A 15,125-nucleotide genomic window follows, 5' to 3' on the forward strand; every position below is an offset into this window, starting at 1 on the left:
GAAGTATGCCTTTGGCAGCATGAACTCAGGCGACAACTATCTTGACACGCACCGCAGGTGGGCGAGAGGGAAGCAAATGTCAAGACCTGACCCCGGGTTCGCGCGCTTCGCCCATGCTTCCAGGCGGGCCGGATCAGCGCCTGTGAGGCGGCTCTCGACCCAGGCCGGCAACGATCCGAAGCGCCAGGTCAGCAACTGCTTCAGCAGCCGTGCCTCGCCTTGCTCGATCCCTCGCTCGATCCCTCGCTCGATTCCTCGCTCGATTCCTTGCTCGATTCCTTGCTCGATCCCTTTCTGAATGCCTCGTTCCATCGCCTGTTGTTCCCATTGCTCAGCAATCGTCAGCATCAGTTCACCTCCAGAACTCAACGTTTGGGTCACCGCCCGGGACAACTCGTCCGGGCTCAAGCGGTCGATTTTCGCCGCTTGCGCGAGGTAGCGCAAAAGCGTGCGGATGTAGTCCAACCCGTTCGAACTCTGCTCCAGATCGCGCAGAAGGGCCAGAATCTCGGGCACACGCTGGCGCAGCTCTTCACGGAAGATGTACTTCAGGGTCAGCAGCGCCGTGTGCAGCAGGACGGCGCCGCGCAGTTGGTCGTCCGGGTATTCGCTGAGGTCGATCAGCTGATAGACGCAGGCCGGTACATAGGCGCGCAGCGCCGGGCAGTTCTCGACTTCATCGGCGAACTGTCGGCTGACGTGCCATTTCGCCGTGCCATGATAGACCACGACCGGTACGACCACCGGCAAGCGACCTGAATTCCCGGCGTTCAGCCATTGTTCCCAGATCCGCAGGCGGTAACGCAACAGATCCAGGGAGAAAAAACGGGGACAGACCCCATTTTCTCCGCGAGAAAATGGGGTCTGTCCCCGTTTTTTTTTTTCTATTGCCGGTCGTACTGCCGCCAGTACAGGCTGTCTTCGATGTACGCCTGCGAGAGCTTCTGGCGATCCTTGAGCCAGGCGGCAAACTCGCGCCCGAGTTCGGGGTGGGTCTCGCCAAGGACGACACTCGCCTGGAGCAGGCCGAGCTTGCTGCCGCAGTCGTAGCGTCGGCCGTGATAGCGATAGGCCAGGACGGGCTCGTTGCCGAGCAGGCCGGCGATGCCGTCGGTGAGCTGGATCTCGCCGCCGGCGCCACGCGGCTGCTCGCGTATCCGGTCGAAAATCGCCGGCGTCAGGATGTAGCGCCCAGCCACGGCGAGGTTCGACGGGGCGACCGATGGGTGCGGCTTCTCGATCAGGCCCTCGATGTTCACCAGATCGGACGAAATCGCCTGACCCTTGACGATGCCATAGCGGTTGGTCTGATTCCTCGGGACCTCCTGTACGGCGAGAATGCTGCACTGGTGCTTGCCGAACAGACCGGTCATCTGTTGCATGATCGGTGGGTCGCCGATCATCAGGTCGTCGGCGAGCAGCACCGCGAAGGGCTCGTCGCGGACCAGACGTTCGGCGCACAGGACGGCGTGGCCGAGACCCAGCGCTCTCGGCTGGCGAACGTACACGCAGTCCATGTCGTCGGGCTTGATCGAGCGGAGGAGGGCCATCAGCTCGTCCTTGCCCGATGTGACGAGCTCGGCCTCGAGCTCGTAGGCGGTGTCGAAGTGGTCTTCGATCGCACGCTTGTTGCGGCCCGTGACGAAGATCATCTCGCGGATTCCGGCCGCGTACGCTTCCTCGACGGCGTACTGGATCAGCGGCTTGTCCACGACGGCGAGCATTTCCTTCGGGCTGGCCTTGGTTGCCGGCAGGAATCGCGTTCCGAGACCGGCGACGGGAAACACCGCCTTGTGGACCTTGAATTGGGCTTTCATCGGCTTCTCCACTGGCGCCTGGCGCCGCGTCCTGACAAGTCGATTCTAGCGCGCACTCCTGAGCGGGCCGTGACTTTTGTCGCGCCGGGTGGCACGGCTACGGGCTTGACCCACAAAAAAAAAACGGGGACAGACCCCATTTTTCTTCCCAGAAAAATGGGGTCTGTCCCCGTTTTTAATCAGACTTTGCGGCGGCGTGCGGCACCCAGGCCGGCGAGCGCCAGACCGAGGAGAGCGATGCTCGCCGGCTCGGGGACAGTCACCACCGCGCGGTTGCGAACCTGGAAGATGTACTGGCCGGCGACCTGCGAGTTGAGCGAGTTGCTGATCAGCGCGTTGGGACCGCCGTCGATGAACGCGCCGTTGATGGCAGAGCCAGCGAGTTCGGAGGAGTGGACAGGCGAACCGTTCGACCACCCGGCGCGCGCCGAGGGGTTGCCACCGAGCCCATTGATGCCGCCGCTCGCATCGCCGGTTTCCCACAGGATCTGGTCGTAGTTGAACTCGATGTCGAAGTCACCCGCCGCGACGTCGGAGCGGTCGGTGAGGATCAACTGGAACTTGTTGCGCTTGTCGACTTTGGAGTTCCAGTAGCCAACCCCCGTGGTCCCGTCGGTAGAAACCCAGTTCACGCCAAAGACGTTACGTCCGTTCACCGTGCCGCTCCCGTAGGTCACCCCGGCGGATGCCGCGTTGCTCGTATCGACGTCGGCAAAAAACGGAGCGATCATTGGGATCGAGGTGGTGAGTAGACTGAAAGGCGACCACGTCGACAGCGGCCCCAAGAAGCTGACGTTGCCGTTTTCGTTTACGTACAGCTGCGTGTAGGTGCTACCGAAAAAGTTGGCAGAAAAGCCGATGTTCACTGCACCGGTCGAACCGTCGTTCTGGAGGTTCGCGGTGTTTGTGAAAAGGTTGGCGTCGTGGACCGCGCCCGCATGGACCGCCGAGGCAGAAAGCGCGCAGAGGATCGCCGAGCTGACCGCGAGTCTTCTAAAGGGAACACGCAACATGTCGGTACTCCTTCTCATATGAATTGATCTTTTCTGCTCACAATGCTCGATTCGAGGAAAGCAAACCTCGGAACCTCAAGCAAACGGCGTGCCAAACAGCTATATAATTAATTTAATGATATCGACGAATTCCTCGATGGGTCTCGATGTAAAATTTGTCGACACCCGAACCGGGCCTTGGCGGAGGAGTCCCGCCGCTTCGACCGATCGACGAGCGCGGCGCGAGGCAGCGGGGAGCGTCATTCGAATGAGCATTCGCGGACCCGCCGCGACCTTGGGCATCTCTTGGACAGTGGCCATCGATGGACGAAGAACCTCGCGGAACTGACGCCTCTCCGGTCAACGAGAGCGGCAATCGGCACCTCAACGACCTGCTCGTGCCGATCCCGCGCGGCGGCCTGACGCGGCGGCGGTTGCTCCAGATGGGGCTCGCCGGGGGCGTGCTGCCGTTCCTCGGTCTGCCCGCGCGGGCGGCGGGGAAGGAGCGGCTACCCGCGGGTTTCGCGGCGACTTTCGAGGCGGTTGCCGCGTCGACCGACGACCTCGTCCATGTTCCCGAGGGCTATTCGCTTGAACTGCTCTACGCCTGGGGCGACCCGGTCTCGGACGGCCCGGTGTTCCGCGCCGACGCGTCGAACAGCGCCGCCGAGCAGGCCGAGCAGGCGGGGATGCATCACGACGGGATGCATTTCTTCCCGTTCGTCGAGCGCGGCCGGGCTTCGTCGAGCCATGGCCTGCTCTGCGTGAACCATGAATACACCGACGAGGGTCTGCTGCACCCCGACGGCCGCGCCGGGTGGACAGCCGAGAAGACGCTGAAGTCGCAATGCGCACACGGCGTGTCGATCGTCGAGATCGACCTGACGGGAGAGGGGCGCGAGGCCCGCTGGCGGGTCGTCCGTCCGTCGCCGTATGCGCGGCGGATCACCGCCCGCACGCCTCTGCACATCGACGGTCCGGCCGCCGGCGACGAGTTGCTGCGCACGCACGAGGATCCGCGCGGCGAGCGCGTCCTCGGCACGCTGGCCAACTGCGCGATGGGCGTGACGCCGTGGGGAACCTACCTGAGCTGCGAGGAGAACTTCAACGTCTACTTCCTGGGCAGCGAGCGGCCAACGGCCGGGCAGCGGCGTTACGGCATCCGCGAGCGGGCGGTGTACCGGTGGCACGAGCACGATCCGCGCTTCGCCGTCGCCGGCGAGCCGAACGAGCCCAACCGCTTCGGCTGGGTGATCGAAATCGACCCCTGGAATCCCGGGAAGATGCCAGTCAAGCATACGGCGCTCGGCCGCTTCAAGCACGAAGGGGCGACGGTGCGGCTGGCGCGCGACGGCCGAGTGGTCGTGTATATGGGCGACGACGAGGCCTTCGAGTACATTTACAAGTACGTCTCGCGCGAGCGCTTCGATGCCCGGCAGCGACGCTCTGCGGCCAGGCGACCCGCAGACGGTCGCCTGCTCGAGGACGGTACGCTCTACGTGGCGCGTTTCGCGGCCGGTGGGCACGGTCGCTGGGTCGCGCTGCGCCACGGCGAGAACGGTCTCGATGCGGCAAACGGCTTCGCCAGCCAGGCGGAGGTCCTGATCCACGCTCGGCTGGCCGCCGACCATGTCGGCGCGACGAAGATGGATCGTCCGGAGTGGATCGCCGTCCATCCGCAGAGCGGCGAGGTCTATTGCAGCCTGACCCACAACCGCCAGCGGGTCGATACCGACGCTGCCAATCCGCGGCCGGGCAACGTCTTCGGACACATCGTCCGCTGGCGCGAGGACGGCGGCGACGCCGCGGCGATGGCCTTCTCGTGGGACGTTTTCGTGCTCTGCGGCGACCCCGGGCACGCCGATCCGAAGCAGCGCGGCAACATCCGCGGCGACGCTTTCGGCAGCCCCGACGGACTCTGGTTCGACCGCGACGGCCGGTTGTGGATCCAGACCGACGCACCGTCGAGTTCGGGCGACGGCGGAGACTACGCGCGGATCGGCAACAACCAGGTGCTCGTCGCCGACGTCACGAGCCGCCGGATCAGGCGCTTCCTGACCGGTCCGAGGGGCTGCGAGATGACCGGGCTGACCGGAACGCCCGACGGTCGCAACGTGTTCGTCAATGTCCAGCACCCCGGGGAGCTGCCCGGCAGCCGTTCCGATCCGGCGCGGCCGCTCGGCGGGTCGGCGTGGCCGGCGAACCAGTTTCCGGAGGTGACCGGCGGCCGGCCGCGCTCGGCGACCGTGGTCATCCGCCGCGTCGACGGTGGGGTCGTCGGCGGCTGAGCGCATACGGGGCCAGTCGCCGCCGCCGGGGGTTGGCTCAGAGGTTGTGAGTAAATCTACTGCGCGGCCAATCTGCGGCGTTGCTCACTCGCGCACTCCACGGCCGGCTTTGCACAGCCGGCCGGCTACGGCGGCGCGCAGCGTGCTGCGCGAAACCCCGCCTTCGCCCTCGCCTATCTATCTGATATGTCTCGTCGTTCGCTCGCTCGCGCCTGGCATATCGGCCTGCTCGTGACGATTTGTTCGCAACCTCTCAGTTGCCGCTGTGGGCCGACCGCGGAGGAGAAGCGGGCGGCCGGCCGGCGCCGTCGCCACCCGGGGCAAGCCGGCCGCAGGCTTGACGCAGGAAGGCCATCTGCCGGCGGTAGGTGCGACAGCCGGCGCAGAGCAGCAGGTGCAGGCGAAGGCCGAAGCGCTCGCCGCCGGAGAGGTCGCGGTCGAGCTCGTCGGACATCAGTCGGGCCGCGCGCTTGCAGTTCATCATTCGTCTCGCCCTCCGGCGAACCATTGACGGTCGAGGCACAGGCGCAGCGCCATCCGCGCCCGATGCAGGACGACCCAGCAGTTCGAGCTGGTCATCGACAGCTCGGCGCAAATCTCGGCCGTGCTCAGCCCGAGCAGCTCGCGCATCATGAAGACACGCGCACTGGCTGCCGGAAGGTGTTCGAGGCAGGCCTCGAAGACGAGCCAGAAGCGCTTGTTTTCAAGGGCTCTTTCAGGATCGCCCCAGTCGCTCGGACGCCTTTCGTCGAGCCAGTGGCCGTTGCCGGCATAGAGCTCGTCGAACTCGGCCTCGCCGATTTCCTCTTCGGGCTCCTCGAAAACCGGTTCGCGCACCCTTTGCCGGATCAGGTCGATGATCTTGTTGCGCAGGATCGAGAACACCCAGGTCTTGAGGCTCGCTCTGCCAGCGAAGCGCTCGGCCCCCTGCAGCGCGGCGAGCGTCGCTTCCTGGACGGCGTCTTCGGCCATCGCCACCTCGCGCAAATGGAGCAGCGCGAAGCGCAGCATGTCCGGCCGGAAGCTGGCGAGGTCCGCGGCAATCGCGGCGCCGGCGGACGACAGGCCAGGGTTTCCGCCGGGCGGACGCGGGCCGTCGTCGAGGGGACGATCCTGGTCGAGACTCATGCTTGTGCCCCTCCCAAGGGCAAAAGACGGAGGCGAATCGTACCTGGGCCTTGCTGCCACGCGAAGCGGCCGGGCAGAGGACCGGTTGGGTCGTCCGGCGCAGCCCGCTGATTCTTCGCCCAGCCTGCTGACGGCTCGAATGAGCCGGGTTGCGTCAGTTGCGCTCGAGTATAAACGAAAAGTGACTGTCGGTAGTGGCCGCCGGTCACAGGCCACAGCGCACGAGCCCCGCAAATCGCCTAAGATAGGCACCCCGATCAACGCTCGAAGGAGACCGCAATGCACGTCGGCGTACCCAGGGAGATCAAGAACCATGAATACCGCGTCGGACTGACTCCGTCGTCGGTCCGCGAGATGGTCGCCCACGGCCATCGGGTGAGCGTCGAAGCCGGCGCCGGGCGGGGTATCGGCGCGACCGACGAGGTCTATGAGAAGGCCGGAGCGATCATCGTCGGGAGCGCCGAGGAGATTTTTGCGACGGCGGAGATGATCGTCAAGGTCAAGGAGCCACAGGCCGGCGAGCGGGCGATGCTGCGCGAGGGGCAGGTCCTGTACACCTACCTGCATCTCGCGCCCGACCCCGAACAGTGCGCCGACCTCGTGCGCAGCGGCGCGGTGTGCATCGCCTACGAGACGGTCACCCAGCCGGGCGGCGGATTGCCGCTGCTCGCGCCGATGTCGGAAGTCGCCGGCCGGCTGTCGGTGCAGGCCGGTGCGCACTGCCTGGAAAAGGCGCACGGTGGAATGGGCATCCTGCTCGGCGGAGTCGCCGGCGTGCCGCCGGCGAAGATCGTCATTCTCGGCGGCGGGGTCGTGGGCACGAACGCCGCGCAGATGGCCGCCGGCAGCGGCGCCCAGGTGGTGATCATCGATCGCAGCCTCGACGTTCTGCGACGGATCGAGGCGCAGTTCGGCGCGCGGGTGATCACGGTCTATTCGAACCGCGACAACGTCGAGCATCACGTGCTGCGCGCCGACCTGGTCATCGGCGGCGTGCTGATCCCCGGCGCGGCGGCGCCGAAACTGATCACCCGGCAGATGGTCGAGGCGATGAAGCCGGGCTCGGTGATCGTCGACGTGGCCATCGACCAGGGCGGGTGCAGCGAGACGGCGCACGCGACGACGCACACCGACCCGACCTATCTCGTCGGCCACGTCGTCCATTACTGTGTGGCGAACATGCCCGGCAGCGTTCCGCGAACCTCGACCTACGCGCTGAACAACGCGACACTGCCCTTCGCTCTGCAGATCGCCGACCAGGGCTGGCGGCAGGCGTTGCACGAGGACGCGCACCTGCGCAACGGTCTGAACGTCGCGTACGGTCAGGTCACCTGCCGCGAGGTCGCCGAGGCCCTCGGCTACGATCATCGCGATCCGCTCGCGGTGATCGGCGGCTGAGCGTTCCCGCCGGGCGGCGGTTCAGCCGATACGCCTGCCCATCGCTTCGCCCATGCGGATCGGGCGCTCCGGCGACCAGTCGGGGTTGAAGGCGATCGTCCGTTTCGGGAAGAGCAGGACGACCGTCGAGCCGAGCTGGAAGCGGCCCATCTCGTCGCCACGTTCGAGGAGCACGGGCCGCTCGTCGTAGCGCCATTCGCGAATCTCGCCGCGGCGCGGCGGGTTGATCGTTCCGTGCCAGACGGTGGCCATGCTGCCGACGATCGTCGCGCCGACGAGAACCAGGACGAAGCAGCCGCAGTCGCCTTCGAAGACGCAGACGACGCGCTCGTTGCGCGCGAAGAGGTCGGGAACGCCGCGCGCCGTCACCGGGTTGACCGAGAAGAGCGCTCCGGGCACGTGGATCATGCGCCGCAGACGGCCGCTGGCCGGCATGTGGATCCGGTGGTAGTCGCGCGGACTCAGGTAGAGCGTCGCGAAGTCGCCGTCGACGAAGCGATCGGCGAGTTCCGCGTCGCCGCCGACGAGCGCGGTCGTCGAGTAGCGGTGCCCCTTGGCCTGGAAGATCTGGTCGATCTCGATCGGCCCGAACTGGCTGATCGCGCCATCGACCGGGCAGACGAAGTCGCTGTCGGCGAGCGGGCGCGCGCCGGCGCGCAGCGGGCGGGTGAAGAATTCGTTGAACGTCCGGTAGCTCGCCGGGTCGGGATCGACCGCTTCGGCGAGGTCGACGCCGTAGCGGCGAACGAACCAGCGGATCGCCGCAGTGGTCAGCGCCCCGGCTTCGCTGTCCGCGAACTTTCCGGCGACGGTGGTCAGCGCGAGCTTGGGCAGCAGGTACTGGGCAAGTACGGCGAGACGGTCGGGCACGATCGCGCGGGTCGGGAAACGGATGCGCGATTATACGGGCGATCACCCCGGGCCGGTACGCGCTGCCGGCCGCTTGCGCGGCAGCGGCGCAGCGGCCAGCACGACGGTCAGCGCAGCGCGGCGTTGATCTTCTCGAGTGCCGCCGACCCGGGGCACAGTTCGGCGGCGCCGAGACGGTTCAGCGGCGCCTCGACGGTGTTCATCTGCGCGTGCAGGTCGCAGGCTTCGGGATCGACATAGAGCAGCCCGGTGACCAGTTCGCCGAGCCGCGCGTGCTCCTGGACGTAGGCCATCGCGCGGATCCGGTCGGTCGGGTCGTAGTCGGCGTGCAGCTTGCGCAGCCGGACGATCGAGCCGTCGTGCTGGCGCACCTCGATCAACTGGCCCTCGCCGTACTCGGCGGTGATCTCGTCGCGCGGGGTCAGGAAGTCGAGGCGGTTGACCGCCTCGTTGTGCGCGCGGACGTAGTCGTAACTCTTGGTGCTGCCGGCATGGTTGTTGAAGGCGATGCACGGCGAGAGGATGTCGATCACCGCGGCGCCCTGGTGGGCGATCGCCGCGCGGAGCAGCGGCACGAGCTGCGCCTTGTCGCCCGAGAAGCCGCGCGCGACGAAGGTCGCGCCCATGACCAGCGCGAGGCTGACCAGGTCGATCGGCGCGTCGGCGTTGACCTGCCCCTTCTTGGACTTCGATCCCTTGTCGGCGGTCGCCGAGAACTGGCCCTTGGTCAGGCCATAGACGCCGTTGTTCTCGACGAGATAGGTCATGTTGACGCCGCGGCGCATGACGTGGGCGAACTGGCCGAGGCCGATCGACGCCGAGTCGCCGTCGCCCGAGACGCCGAGGTAGATCAGCTCGCGGTTGGCCAGGTACGCGCCGGTGAGCACCGAGGGCATTCGCCCGTGCACGGTGTTGAAGCCGTGCGAGTTGCCGAGGAAGTAGTCGGGCGTCTTCGACGAGCAGCCGATCCCCGAGAGCTTGGCGACGCGATGCGGCTCGACGTCGAGTTCCCAGCACGCCTGGATGATCGCCGCCGAGATCGAATCGTGGCCGCAGCCGGCGCAGAGCGTCGAGATCTTGCCTTCGTAGTCGCGGCGCGTATAGCCGACGCGGTTCTTGGCCAGGGTCGGGTGGTGCAGTCGGGGTTTGGCGATGTAGGTCATCTCAGGCGACCATGTCCTCTCTGAGCGGGCGCACGTTGAGCCGTGAGACGCGCTCGGCGATTTCCTGGGTGATGAAGCGGGCGGTGATCGGGGTGCCGTCGTAGTGGCGGATCGAAATCAGGCTCGCCGGGTTGACTCCGGCTTCATTGACCAGCATCGTCGCCAGTTGCCCGTCGCAGTTCTGCTCGAGCACGAAAACCTTCGAGTGCGCGGCGACGAACTCGGCGATCTCGTCCTGGAACGGGAACGCGCAGACGCGCAGCGCGTTGATGTAGATCCCCTGGTCGGCGAGTGCGTCGAGCGCCTCGTGCATCGCCGGGCTCGTCGACCCGTAGAAGATCGCCGCGAAGCGCGCCGGGTACCGTGCGGCGGTGAGCACCGGCAGCGGCACGAGCGACTTCGCCGTCTCGAATTTCTTCTTCAGGCGCTGCACGTTGTACACGTAGTCGGCGCCGGCTTCGGAGTACACGGCGTAGGCGTTCTTGGTCGTCCCGCGGGTGAAGTAGCCGCCTTTCGTCGGATGCGTACCCGGGTAGGTGCGATAGGGGATGCCGTCGCCGTCGACGTCGAGGTAGCGGCCGAAGTCGGCGCCGGAGTCGAGCGCCTCGCGGGTCATCACCTTGCCGCGGTCGTACTCGCGGCTGTCGTCCCAGGCGAAAGGCCGGCACAGCCGCTGGTTCATGCCGATGTCGAGGTCGGTCATCACGAACACCGGCGTCTGCAGGCGTTCGGCGAGGTCGAGCGCCTGCGCCGACATCTCGAAGCACTCGTAGGGATCCTCGGGGAACAGGAGGACATGCCGCGTGTCGCCGTGCGACGCGTAGGCGCAGGCGATCAGGTCGGCCTGCTGCGTGCGCGTCGGCATTCCCGTCGACGGCCCGCCGCGCTGGACGTTGATCAGCACCGCCGGGATCTCGGCGAAGTAGGCGAGCCCGATGAATTCGGACATCAGCGAGATCCCCGGCCCGGAGGTCGCGGTGAACGCTCGCGCGCCGTTCCAGCCGGCGCCGATGACCATGCCGATCGAGGCGAGTTCGTCCTCGGCCTGGACGATCGTGTAGCGTCGCGCGCCGGTCGCCGGGTCGATGCGCAGCTTCTGCGCGTAGCGCTCGAAGGCTTCGGCGACCGAAGACGACGGGGTGATCGGATACCAGGCGCAGACCATCGCGCCGCCGTAGATGCAGCCGAGCGCCGCGGCGCTGTTGCCGTCGACGAAAATCCGCTCGCCGACGCGGTCGCGGCGTTCGACCTTCAGCGCGATCGGCTTGAGGTGCTCGCGCGCGTACTCGCGGCCGAGCGCCAGCGCCTGGATGTTCGAGTCGAGCAGCTTCTCCTTGCCGCGAAACTGCTCGCCGAAGAGCTTCTCGATCTCCGCCGGATCGACGTCGAGCAGCCAGGCGAGCGCGCCGACGTAGATGATGTTCCTGAACAGCTGCCGTTCGCGCGCGTCGCTGTACGTCTCGTTGCAGATCTCGGTCAGCGGCATCGCCAGCAGGTGGATGTCGTCGCGGAACTTCGAGCGCGGCAGCGGCTTCGAGCTGTCGTAGAACAGGTAGCCACCGGGGTCGATCTCGCGGACGTCCTGGTCCCAGCTCTGCGGGTTCATCGCCACCATCAGGTCGACGCCGCCGCGCCGGCCGAGGTAGCCGTGCTCGGTGACGCGCACCTCGAACCAGGTCGGCAGCCCCTGGATGTTCGACGGAAAGATGTTCCGCGGCGAGACCGGAACGCCCATGCGCAGGATCGCCCGGGCGAGGAGTTCGTTGGCCGACGCCGACCCCGAGCCGTTGATGTTCGCGAACTTGATGACGAAATCGTTGACTGCCTCGATCTTCTGCATGCGTCCTCCTCTCTCAGGCGGCGGCCTGCGCGGGCGTCGCGACGGCGTCGCGGCACGCCGGTCCGGCGTGGGTCATGACCAGCAGGAACTTCTGCATGTCCCAGGCGCCGGTCGGGCAGCGTTCGGCACAAAGGCCGCAGTGCAGGCAGACGTCCTCGTCCTTGACCATCACCCGGCCGGTCTTCAGCGTGTCCGAGACGTAGAGGTCCTGGCTCGTGTTCAGCGCCGGGGCGCGCAGGCGCGGGCGCAGTTCCTCTTCTTCGCCATTGCTCGTGAAGCTGATGCAGTCCATCGGGCAGATGTCCATGCACGCGTCGCACTCGATGCACAGCTTCCCGGCGAACACCGTCTGCACGTCGCAGTTCAGGCAGCGCTGCGCTTCCTTGAAGGCGAGCTGCGGGTCGAAACCGAGCTCGACCTCGACGCGGATGTTCTTCAGCGCGGCGTTGAGGTCGCGCAGCGGCACGCGCAGGCGGCGGTCGACCGAGACCGCGTTGTCGTAACGCCAGGCGTGGATGCCCATCTTCTGCGAGACGAGACTCGTCGCCGGTGCCGGACGCGCGGCCATGTCCTCGCCGTTGAGCATCCGGTCGATCGACACGGCGGCCTCGTGGCCATGGGCGACTGCCCAGATGATGTTCTTCGGGCCGAACGCCGCGTCGCCGCCGAAGAAGACGTTGGGCAGCGTCGACTGCATCGTCCGCTCGTCGAGCTTGGGCAGCCCCCATTTGTCGAACTCGATGCCGAGATCGCGCTCGATCCACGGGAAGGCGTTCTCCTGGCCGACGGCGACGAGCACCTCGTCGCACGGGTAATGGATCGGCGGCTCGCCCGAGGGAACCAGCGTCCGCCGCCCGCGCTCGTCGTAGATCGAGCGGACCTTCTCGAAGGTCACCCCGGTGAGCCGGCCGCTGTTGTGCGTAAAAGCCTTGGGCACGAGGTTGTTGAGGATCGGGATGCCCTCGTGCATCGCGTCCTCCTTCTCCCACGCGCTGGCCTTCATCTGCTCGAAGGTCGAGCGGACGATGACCTTGACGTCCTGCCCACCGAGCCGCCGCGCCGAGCGGCAGCAGTCCATCGCCGTGTTGCCGCCCCCGAGGACGATCACCCGCTTGCCGATCGACTTGACGTGCCCGAAGGCGACGTTGGCCAGCCAGTCGATACCCAGGTGGATCGACTTCGCGGCCTCCTTGCGGCCAGGGATGTCGAGGTCCTGACCGCGCGGCGCGCCGCAGCCGACGAAGACCGCGTCGTAGCCCTCGGCGAGCAGTTCGCGCAGCGAGCGCACGTACTGTCCGCCGCGGAAGTCGACGCCGAGGTCGAGGATGTAACCCGTCTCCTCGTCGATGACCTGTTCGGGCAGACGGAACTTCGGGATCTGCGTGCGCATCATTCCGCCCGCGAGCCTGTCGCCGTCGTAGACGACCACTTCGTAGCCGAGCGGCGCGAGGTCGCGCGCGACGGTCAGCGATGCCGGCCCGGCGCCGACGCAGGCGATCCGCCGCCCGTTCTTCTGCGCCGCCGGCTTCGGCATCCGCCCGCGCACGTCCTGCTTGTAGTCGGCGGCGACGCGCTTCAGCCGGCAGATGGCCACCGGTTCCCTGCGCTCGCGCCCGTCGGGCGTCTCGTCCTCGACGCGGCTGCGCCGGCACGCCGGTTCGCACGGCCGGTCGCAGGTTCGCCCGAGGATCCCGGGGAAGACATTCGACACCCAGTTGACCATGTACGCGTCGCTGTAGCGGCCGGCGGCGATCAGGCGGATGTACTCGGGAACGGGCGTGTGCGCCGGACACGCCCACTGGCAGTCGACGACCTTGTGGAAGTAGTCGGGCGCGCCGATATCGGTGGGCTTCAAGACGAAGGTCTCCTTTCTTCGTAACGAGTCCGGGGCGCGGGCGCTGTCCCCAGGAGTACGGCATACTAGCGCGCGATCGGCGGGGTGAGAAGATCCGCGGCGTATTCTTCCGACATGCGCCGCCGAGTTTGCCGGCGGCGGCTGCGCTTCGTGCGTGTCCATCGGCTGAGGGGCGGTGTAAGATCGCGTCTTCTTCGCCGTGGGAGTCCCGACCGATGATCGCCCGGTTGCTCGTTCCGCTGTTCGCCCTGTTGTTCGCCGCTGCGCTGCGCGCCGAAGTCGTCGACATCGGCAACGCCGAACTGGCGCGCCTGCTCGCCGCCGGAGTTCCCCTCGTCGATATCCGCACCGAAGCCGAATGGAAGCAGACCGGCGTCGTCCCCGGAAGCCGGCTGATCACGCTTTTCGACGAACGCGGACGAGCCGATGCGCCGGCCTGGTTGCAGAAGATGGGCGGCGTCGCCCCGGCGAATCAGCCGGTGATCGTCATCTGCCGCAGCGGCAACCGGACGCGCGCGGCAAGCCGGATCCTCGCCGAGCAGGGCGACTATCAGAAGGTCTACAACGTCAGCGAAGGGATTCGCGGTTGGGCCGGCGAAGGCCGTCCAATGACGCCGGCGCCGGCCGCCGTGGCCAGCTGCCCACCCGGGGCCAGCTGCTGAATCAGTCCGCGGACCCGGCGAGCAGCGTCTCGTAGACGCGCAGATCGCCGGCCGAGAAGCAGCAGAAGATCACTTCGCGCAGCGTCTGCGAGTCGGCCGTCGCCGATCGAACGGCGGAAATCGCGACTCGCGCGGCTTCTTCCACAGGATAGCCGAAGATTCCCGTGCTGATGCCCGGAAAGGCCAGAGTCGAAACGCCGTGCGCCTCGGCGAGCGCGATCGAGTTGCGGTAGCACGCGGCCAGGAGTTCGGCCTCGCCACTGCCGCCGCCGCGCCAGACCGGCCCGACGGCGTGGATCACGTAGCGCGCGGGCAGGCGATAGCCTTTCGTCAGGCGCGCGCCGCCGGTCGGACAACCGCCGAGAAGGCGACATTCGCGGAGCAGCTCCGGCCCGGCCGCGCGGTGGATCGCCCCATCGACCCCACCACCGCCGAGCAGCGACGAGTTCGCCGCATTGACGATCGCCTCGACAGCCAGAGTCGTGATGTCGGCACGCATCACGCGTAACGCAGTCGGCAACGGCAACCTCCTTCAAAGAAGAGGAGAAAAGAGAAAAGGAGAAAATGGGGACAGACCACGTTTTTTGCGTTCTTTCGCCCGGGGAAAATGGGGACAGACCACGTTTTTTTAAAATTGACCGTGCCTGCAACGGGCATCTATACTCGGCTCGGTTTCCTCCCGCCGATGCTCGTCCTCCTCCTGCCTCCTACGATGCCGCCAGCTGCACTGATCGAGTCTTTGCGCCGGTTCTTCGCCAGCCGGTATGGAGAGGTCGTATGTGTCTATCTCTTCGGCAGCCAGGCTCGCGGCACGGCTGCGGCGAGCAGCGACGTCGACGTCGGTGTCCTCTACGCCGCCGATCCTCCGGAGACTCTGGCCGGGATGGGCCTCGACCTGGCCGCGGACCTCGAGGCAGCGATCGGCCACCGCGTCGATCTCGTCGTCCTCAACCGTGCCCCGGTCGATCTGATCCATCGCGTCCTGCGCGACGGCGTGCTGGTCTGCGAACGAGATCGTTCGCAGCGAATCCGTTTTGAGGTGCGCGCGCGCAACGAGTATTTCGACCTCCTGCCTTACCTGCGGCAGTACCGGCAGCCAACGGGGGGCTGAT

General features: G+C 66.8%; 14 protein-coding genes. 4 read left to right on the forward strand and 10 right to left on the reverse strand.

Features of this window, described 5'->3' with window-relative positions:
- Positions 1-36: 36 nt before the first annotated feature.
- The 3 genes from NFW05_RS17080 to NFW05_RS17090 all read right to left on the reverse strand — a co-directional run bounded on the left by NFW05_RS17080 (position 37) and on the right by NFW05_RS17090 (position 2,830).
- The gene (locus tag NFW05_RS17080) at positions 37-807 is read right to left on the reverse strand and encodes an Rpn family recombination-promoting nuclease/putative transposase (protein ID WP_295309775.1); all 771 of its coding nucleotides are present in this window, start codon (positions 805-807) and stop codon (positions 37-39) included.
- A gap of 77 nt (positions 808-884) precedes the next feature.
- Entirely contained in the window at positions 885-1,817 is a 933-nt protein-coding gene (gene galU / locus NFW05_RS17085; protein WP_295309777.1) for a UTP--glucose-1-phosphate uridylyltransferase GalU, read from the reverse strand.
- A 179-nt stretch (positions 1,818-1,996) separates the two neighbouring features.
- Positions 1,997-2,830, reverse strand: a complete 834-nt coding sequence (locus tag NFW05_RS17090) for a nidogen-like domain-containing protein (protein ID WP_295309778.1) — start codon at positions 2,828-2,830, stop codon at positions 1,997-1,999.
- A 302-nt stretch (positions 2,831-3,132) separates the two neighbouring features.
- Between NFW05_RS17090 and NFW05_RS17095 the strand changes: the two genes are divergently transcribed.
- Positions 3,133-5,097, forward strand: coding sequence for a PhoX family phosphatase (locus tag NFW05_RS17095; RefSeq protein ID WP_295309780.1), 1,965 nt, complete (start codon positions 3,133-3,135; stop codon positions 5,095-5,097).
- A gap of 253 nt (positions 5,098-5,350) precedes the next feature.
- Here the strand turns inward: NFW05_RS17095 and NFW05_RS17100 are convergent, their stop codons facing one another.
- Positions 5,351-5,581 carry a zf-HC2 domain-containing protein gene (locus NFW05_RS17100; RefSeq protein WP_295309782.1) on the reverse strand — a complete coding sequence of 77 codons (231 nt, stop codon included), beginning with the start codon at positions 5,579-5,581 and terminating at the stop codon, positions 5,351-5,353.
- Entirely contained in the window at positions 5,578-6,225 is a 648-nt protein-coding gene (locus tag NFW05_RS17105) for a sigma-70 family RNA polymerase sigma factor (protein ID WP_295309783.1), read from the reverse strand. The genes NFW05_RS17100 and NFW05_RS17105 overlap by 4 nt, the downstream gene beginning before the upstream one ends.
- Before the next feature lie 279 nt (positions 6,226-6,504).
- On the opposite strand from NFW05_RS17105, the gene ald reads away from it, so the two are divergent.
- Positions 6,505-7,623: an alanine dehydrogenase gene (gene ald / locus NFW05_RS17110; RefSeq protein WP_295309785.1), complete on the forward strand. Its 1,119-nt coding sequence runs from the start codon at positions 6,505-6,507 to the stop codon at positions 7,621-7,623.
- A 21-nt stretch (positions 7,624-7,644) separates the two neighbouring features.
- On the opposite strand, the gene asd is transcribed toward ald, so the two are convergent.
- The 4 genes from asd to NFW05_RS17130 all read right to left on the reverse strand — a co-directional run bounded on the left by asd (position 7,645) and on the right by NFW05_RS17130 (position 13,351).
- The gene (gene asd, locus NFW05_RS17115; protein WP_295309787.1) at positions 7,645-8,493 is read right to left on the reverse strand and encodes an archaetidylserine decarboxylase; all 849 of its coding nucleotides are present in this window, start codon (positions 8,491-8,493) and stop codon (positions 7,645-7,647) included.
- Between the two features lie 107 nt (positions 8,494-8,600).
- Positions 8,601-9,656: a 2-oxoacid:ferredoxin oxidoreductase subunit beta gene (locus NFW05_RS17120; protein ID WP_295309789.1), complete on the reverse strand. Its 1,056-nt coding sequence runs from the start codon at positions 9,654-9,656 to the stop codon at positions 8,601-8,603.
- Position 9,657: 1 nt separating this feature from the next.
- Positions 9,658-11,496, reverse strand: a complete 1,839-nt coding sequence (locus tag NFW05_RS17125; protein ID WP_295309790.1) for a 2-oxoacid:acceptor oxidoreductase subunit alpha — start codon at positions 11,494-11,496, stop codon at positions 9,658-9,660.
- A gap of 13 nt (positions 11,497-11,509) precedes the next feature.
- Positions 11,510-13,351 carry an FAD-dependent oxidoreductase gene (locus NFW05_RS17130; RefSeq protein ID WP_295309792.1) on the reverse strand — a complete coding sequence of 614 codons (1,842 nt, stop codon included), beginning with the start codon at positions 13,349-13,351 and terminating at the stop codon, positions 11,510-11,512.
- A gap of 215 nt (positions 13,352-13,566) precedes the next feature.
- Between NFW05_RS17130 and NFW05_RS17135 the strand changes: the two genes are divergently transcribed.
- The gene (locus NFW05_RS17135; protein ID WP_295309794.1) at positions 13,567-14,013 is read left to right on the forward strand and encodes a rhodanese-like domain-containing protein; all 447 of its coding nucleotides are present in this window, start codon (positions 13,567-13,569) and stop codon (positions 14,011-14,013) included.
- A 1-nt stretch (position 14,014) separates the two neighbouring features.
- On the opposite strand, the gene NFW05_RS17140 is transcribed toward NFW05_RS17135, so the two are convergent.
- Positions 14,015-14,533: an O-acetyl-ADP-ribose deacetylase gene (locus tag NFW05_RS17140; protein WP_295309796.1), complete on the reverse strand. Its 519-nt coding sequence runs from the start codon at positions 14,531-14,533 to the stop codon at positions 14,015-14,017.
- Between the two features lie 192 nt (positions 14,534-14,725).
- On the opposite strand from NFW05_RS17140, the gene NFW05_RS17145 reads away from it, so the two are divergent.
- Entirely contained in the window at positions 14,726-15,124 is a 399-nt protein-coding gene (locus NFW05_RS17145) for a nucleotidyltransferase domain-containing protein (RefSeq protein ID WP_295309797.1), read from the forward strand.
- The last annotated feature ends 1 nt before the right edge of the window (position 15,125 follow it).

The sequence above is a fragment of the Accumulibacter sp. genome (assembly GCF_023806625.1).
In the GTDB taxonomy this organism is placed as follows: domain Bacteria; phylum Pseudomonadota; class Gammaproteobacteria; order Burkholderiales; family Rhodocyclaceae; genus Accumulibacter.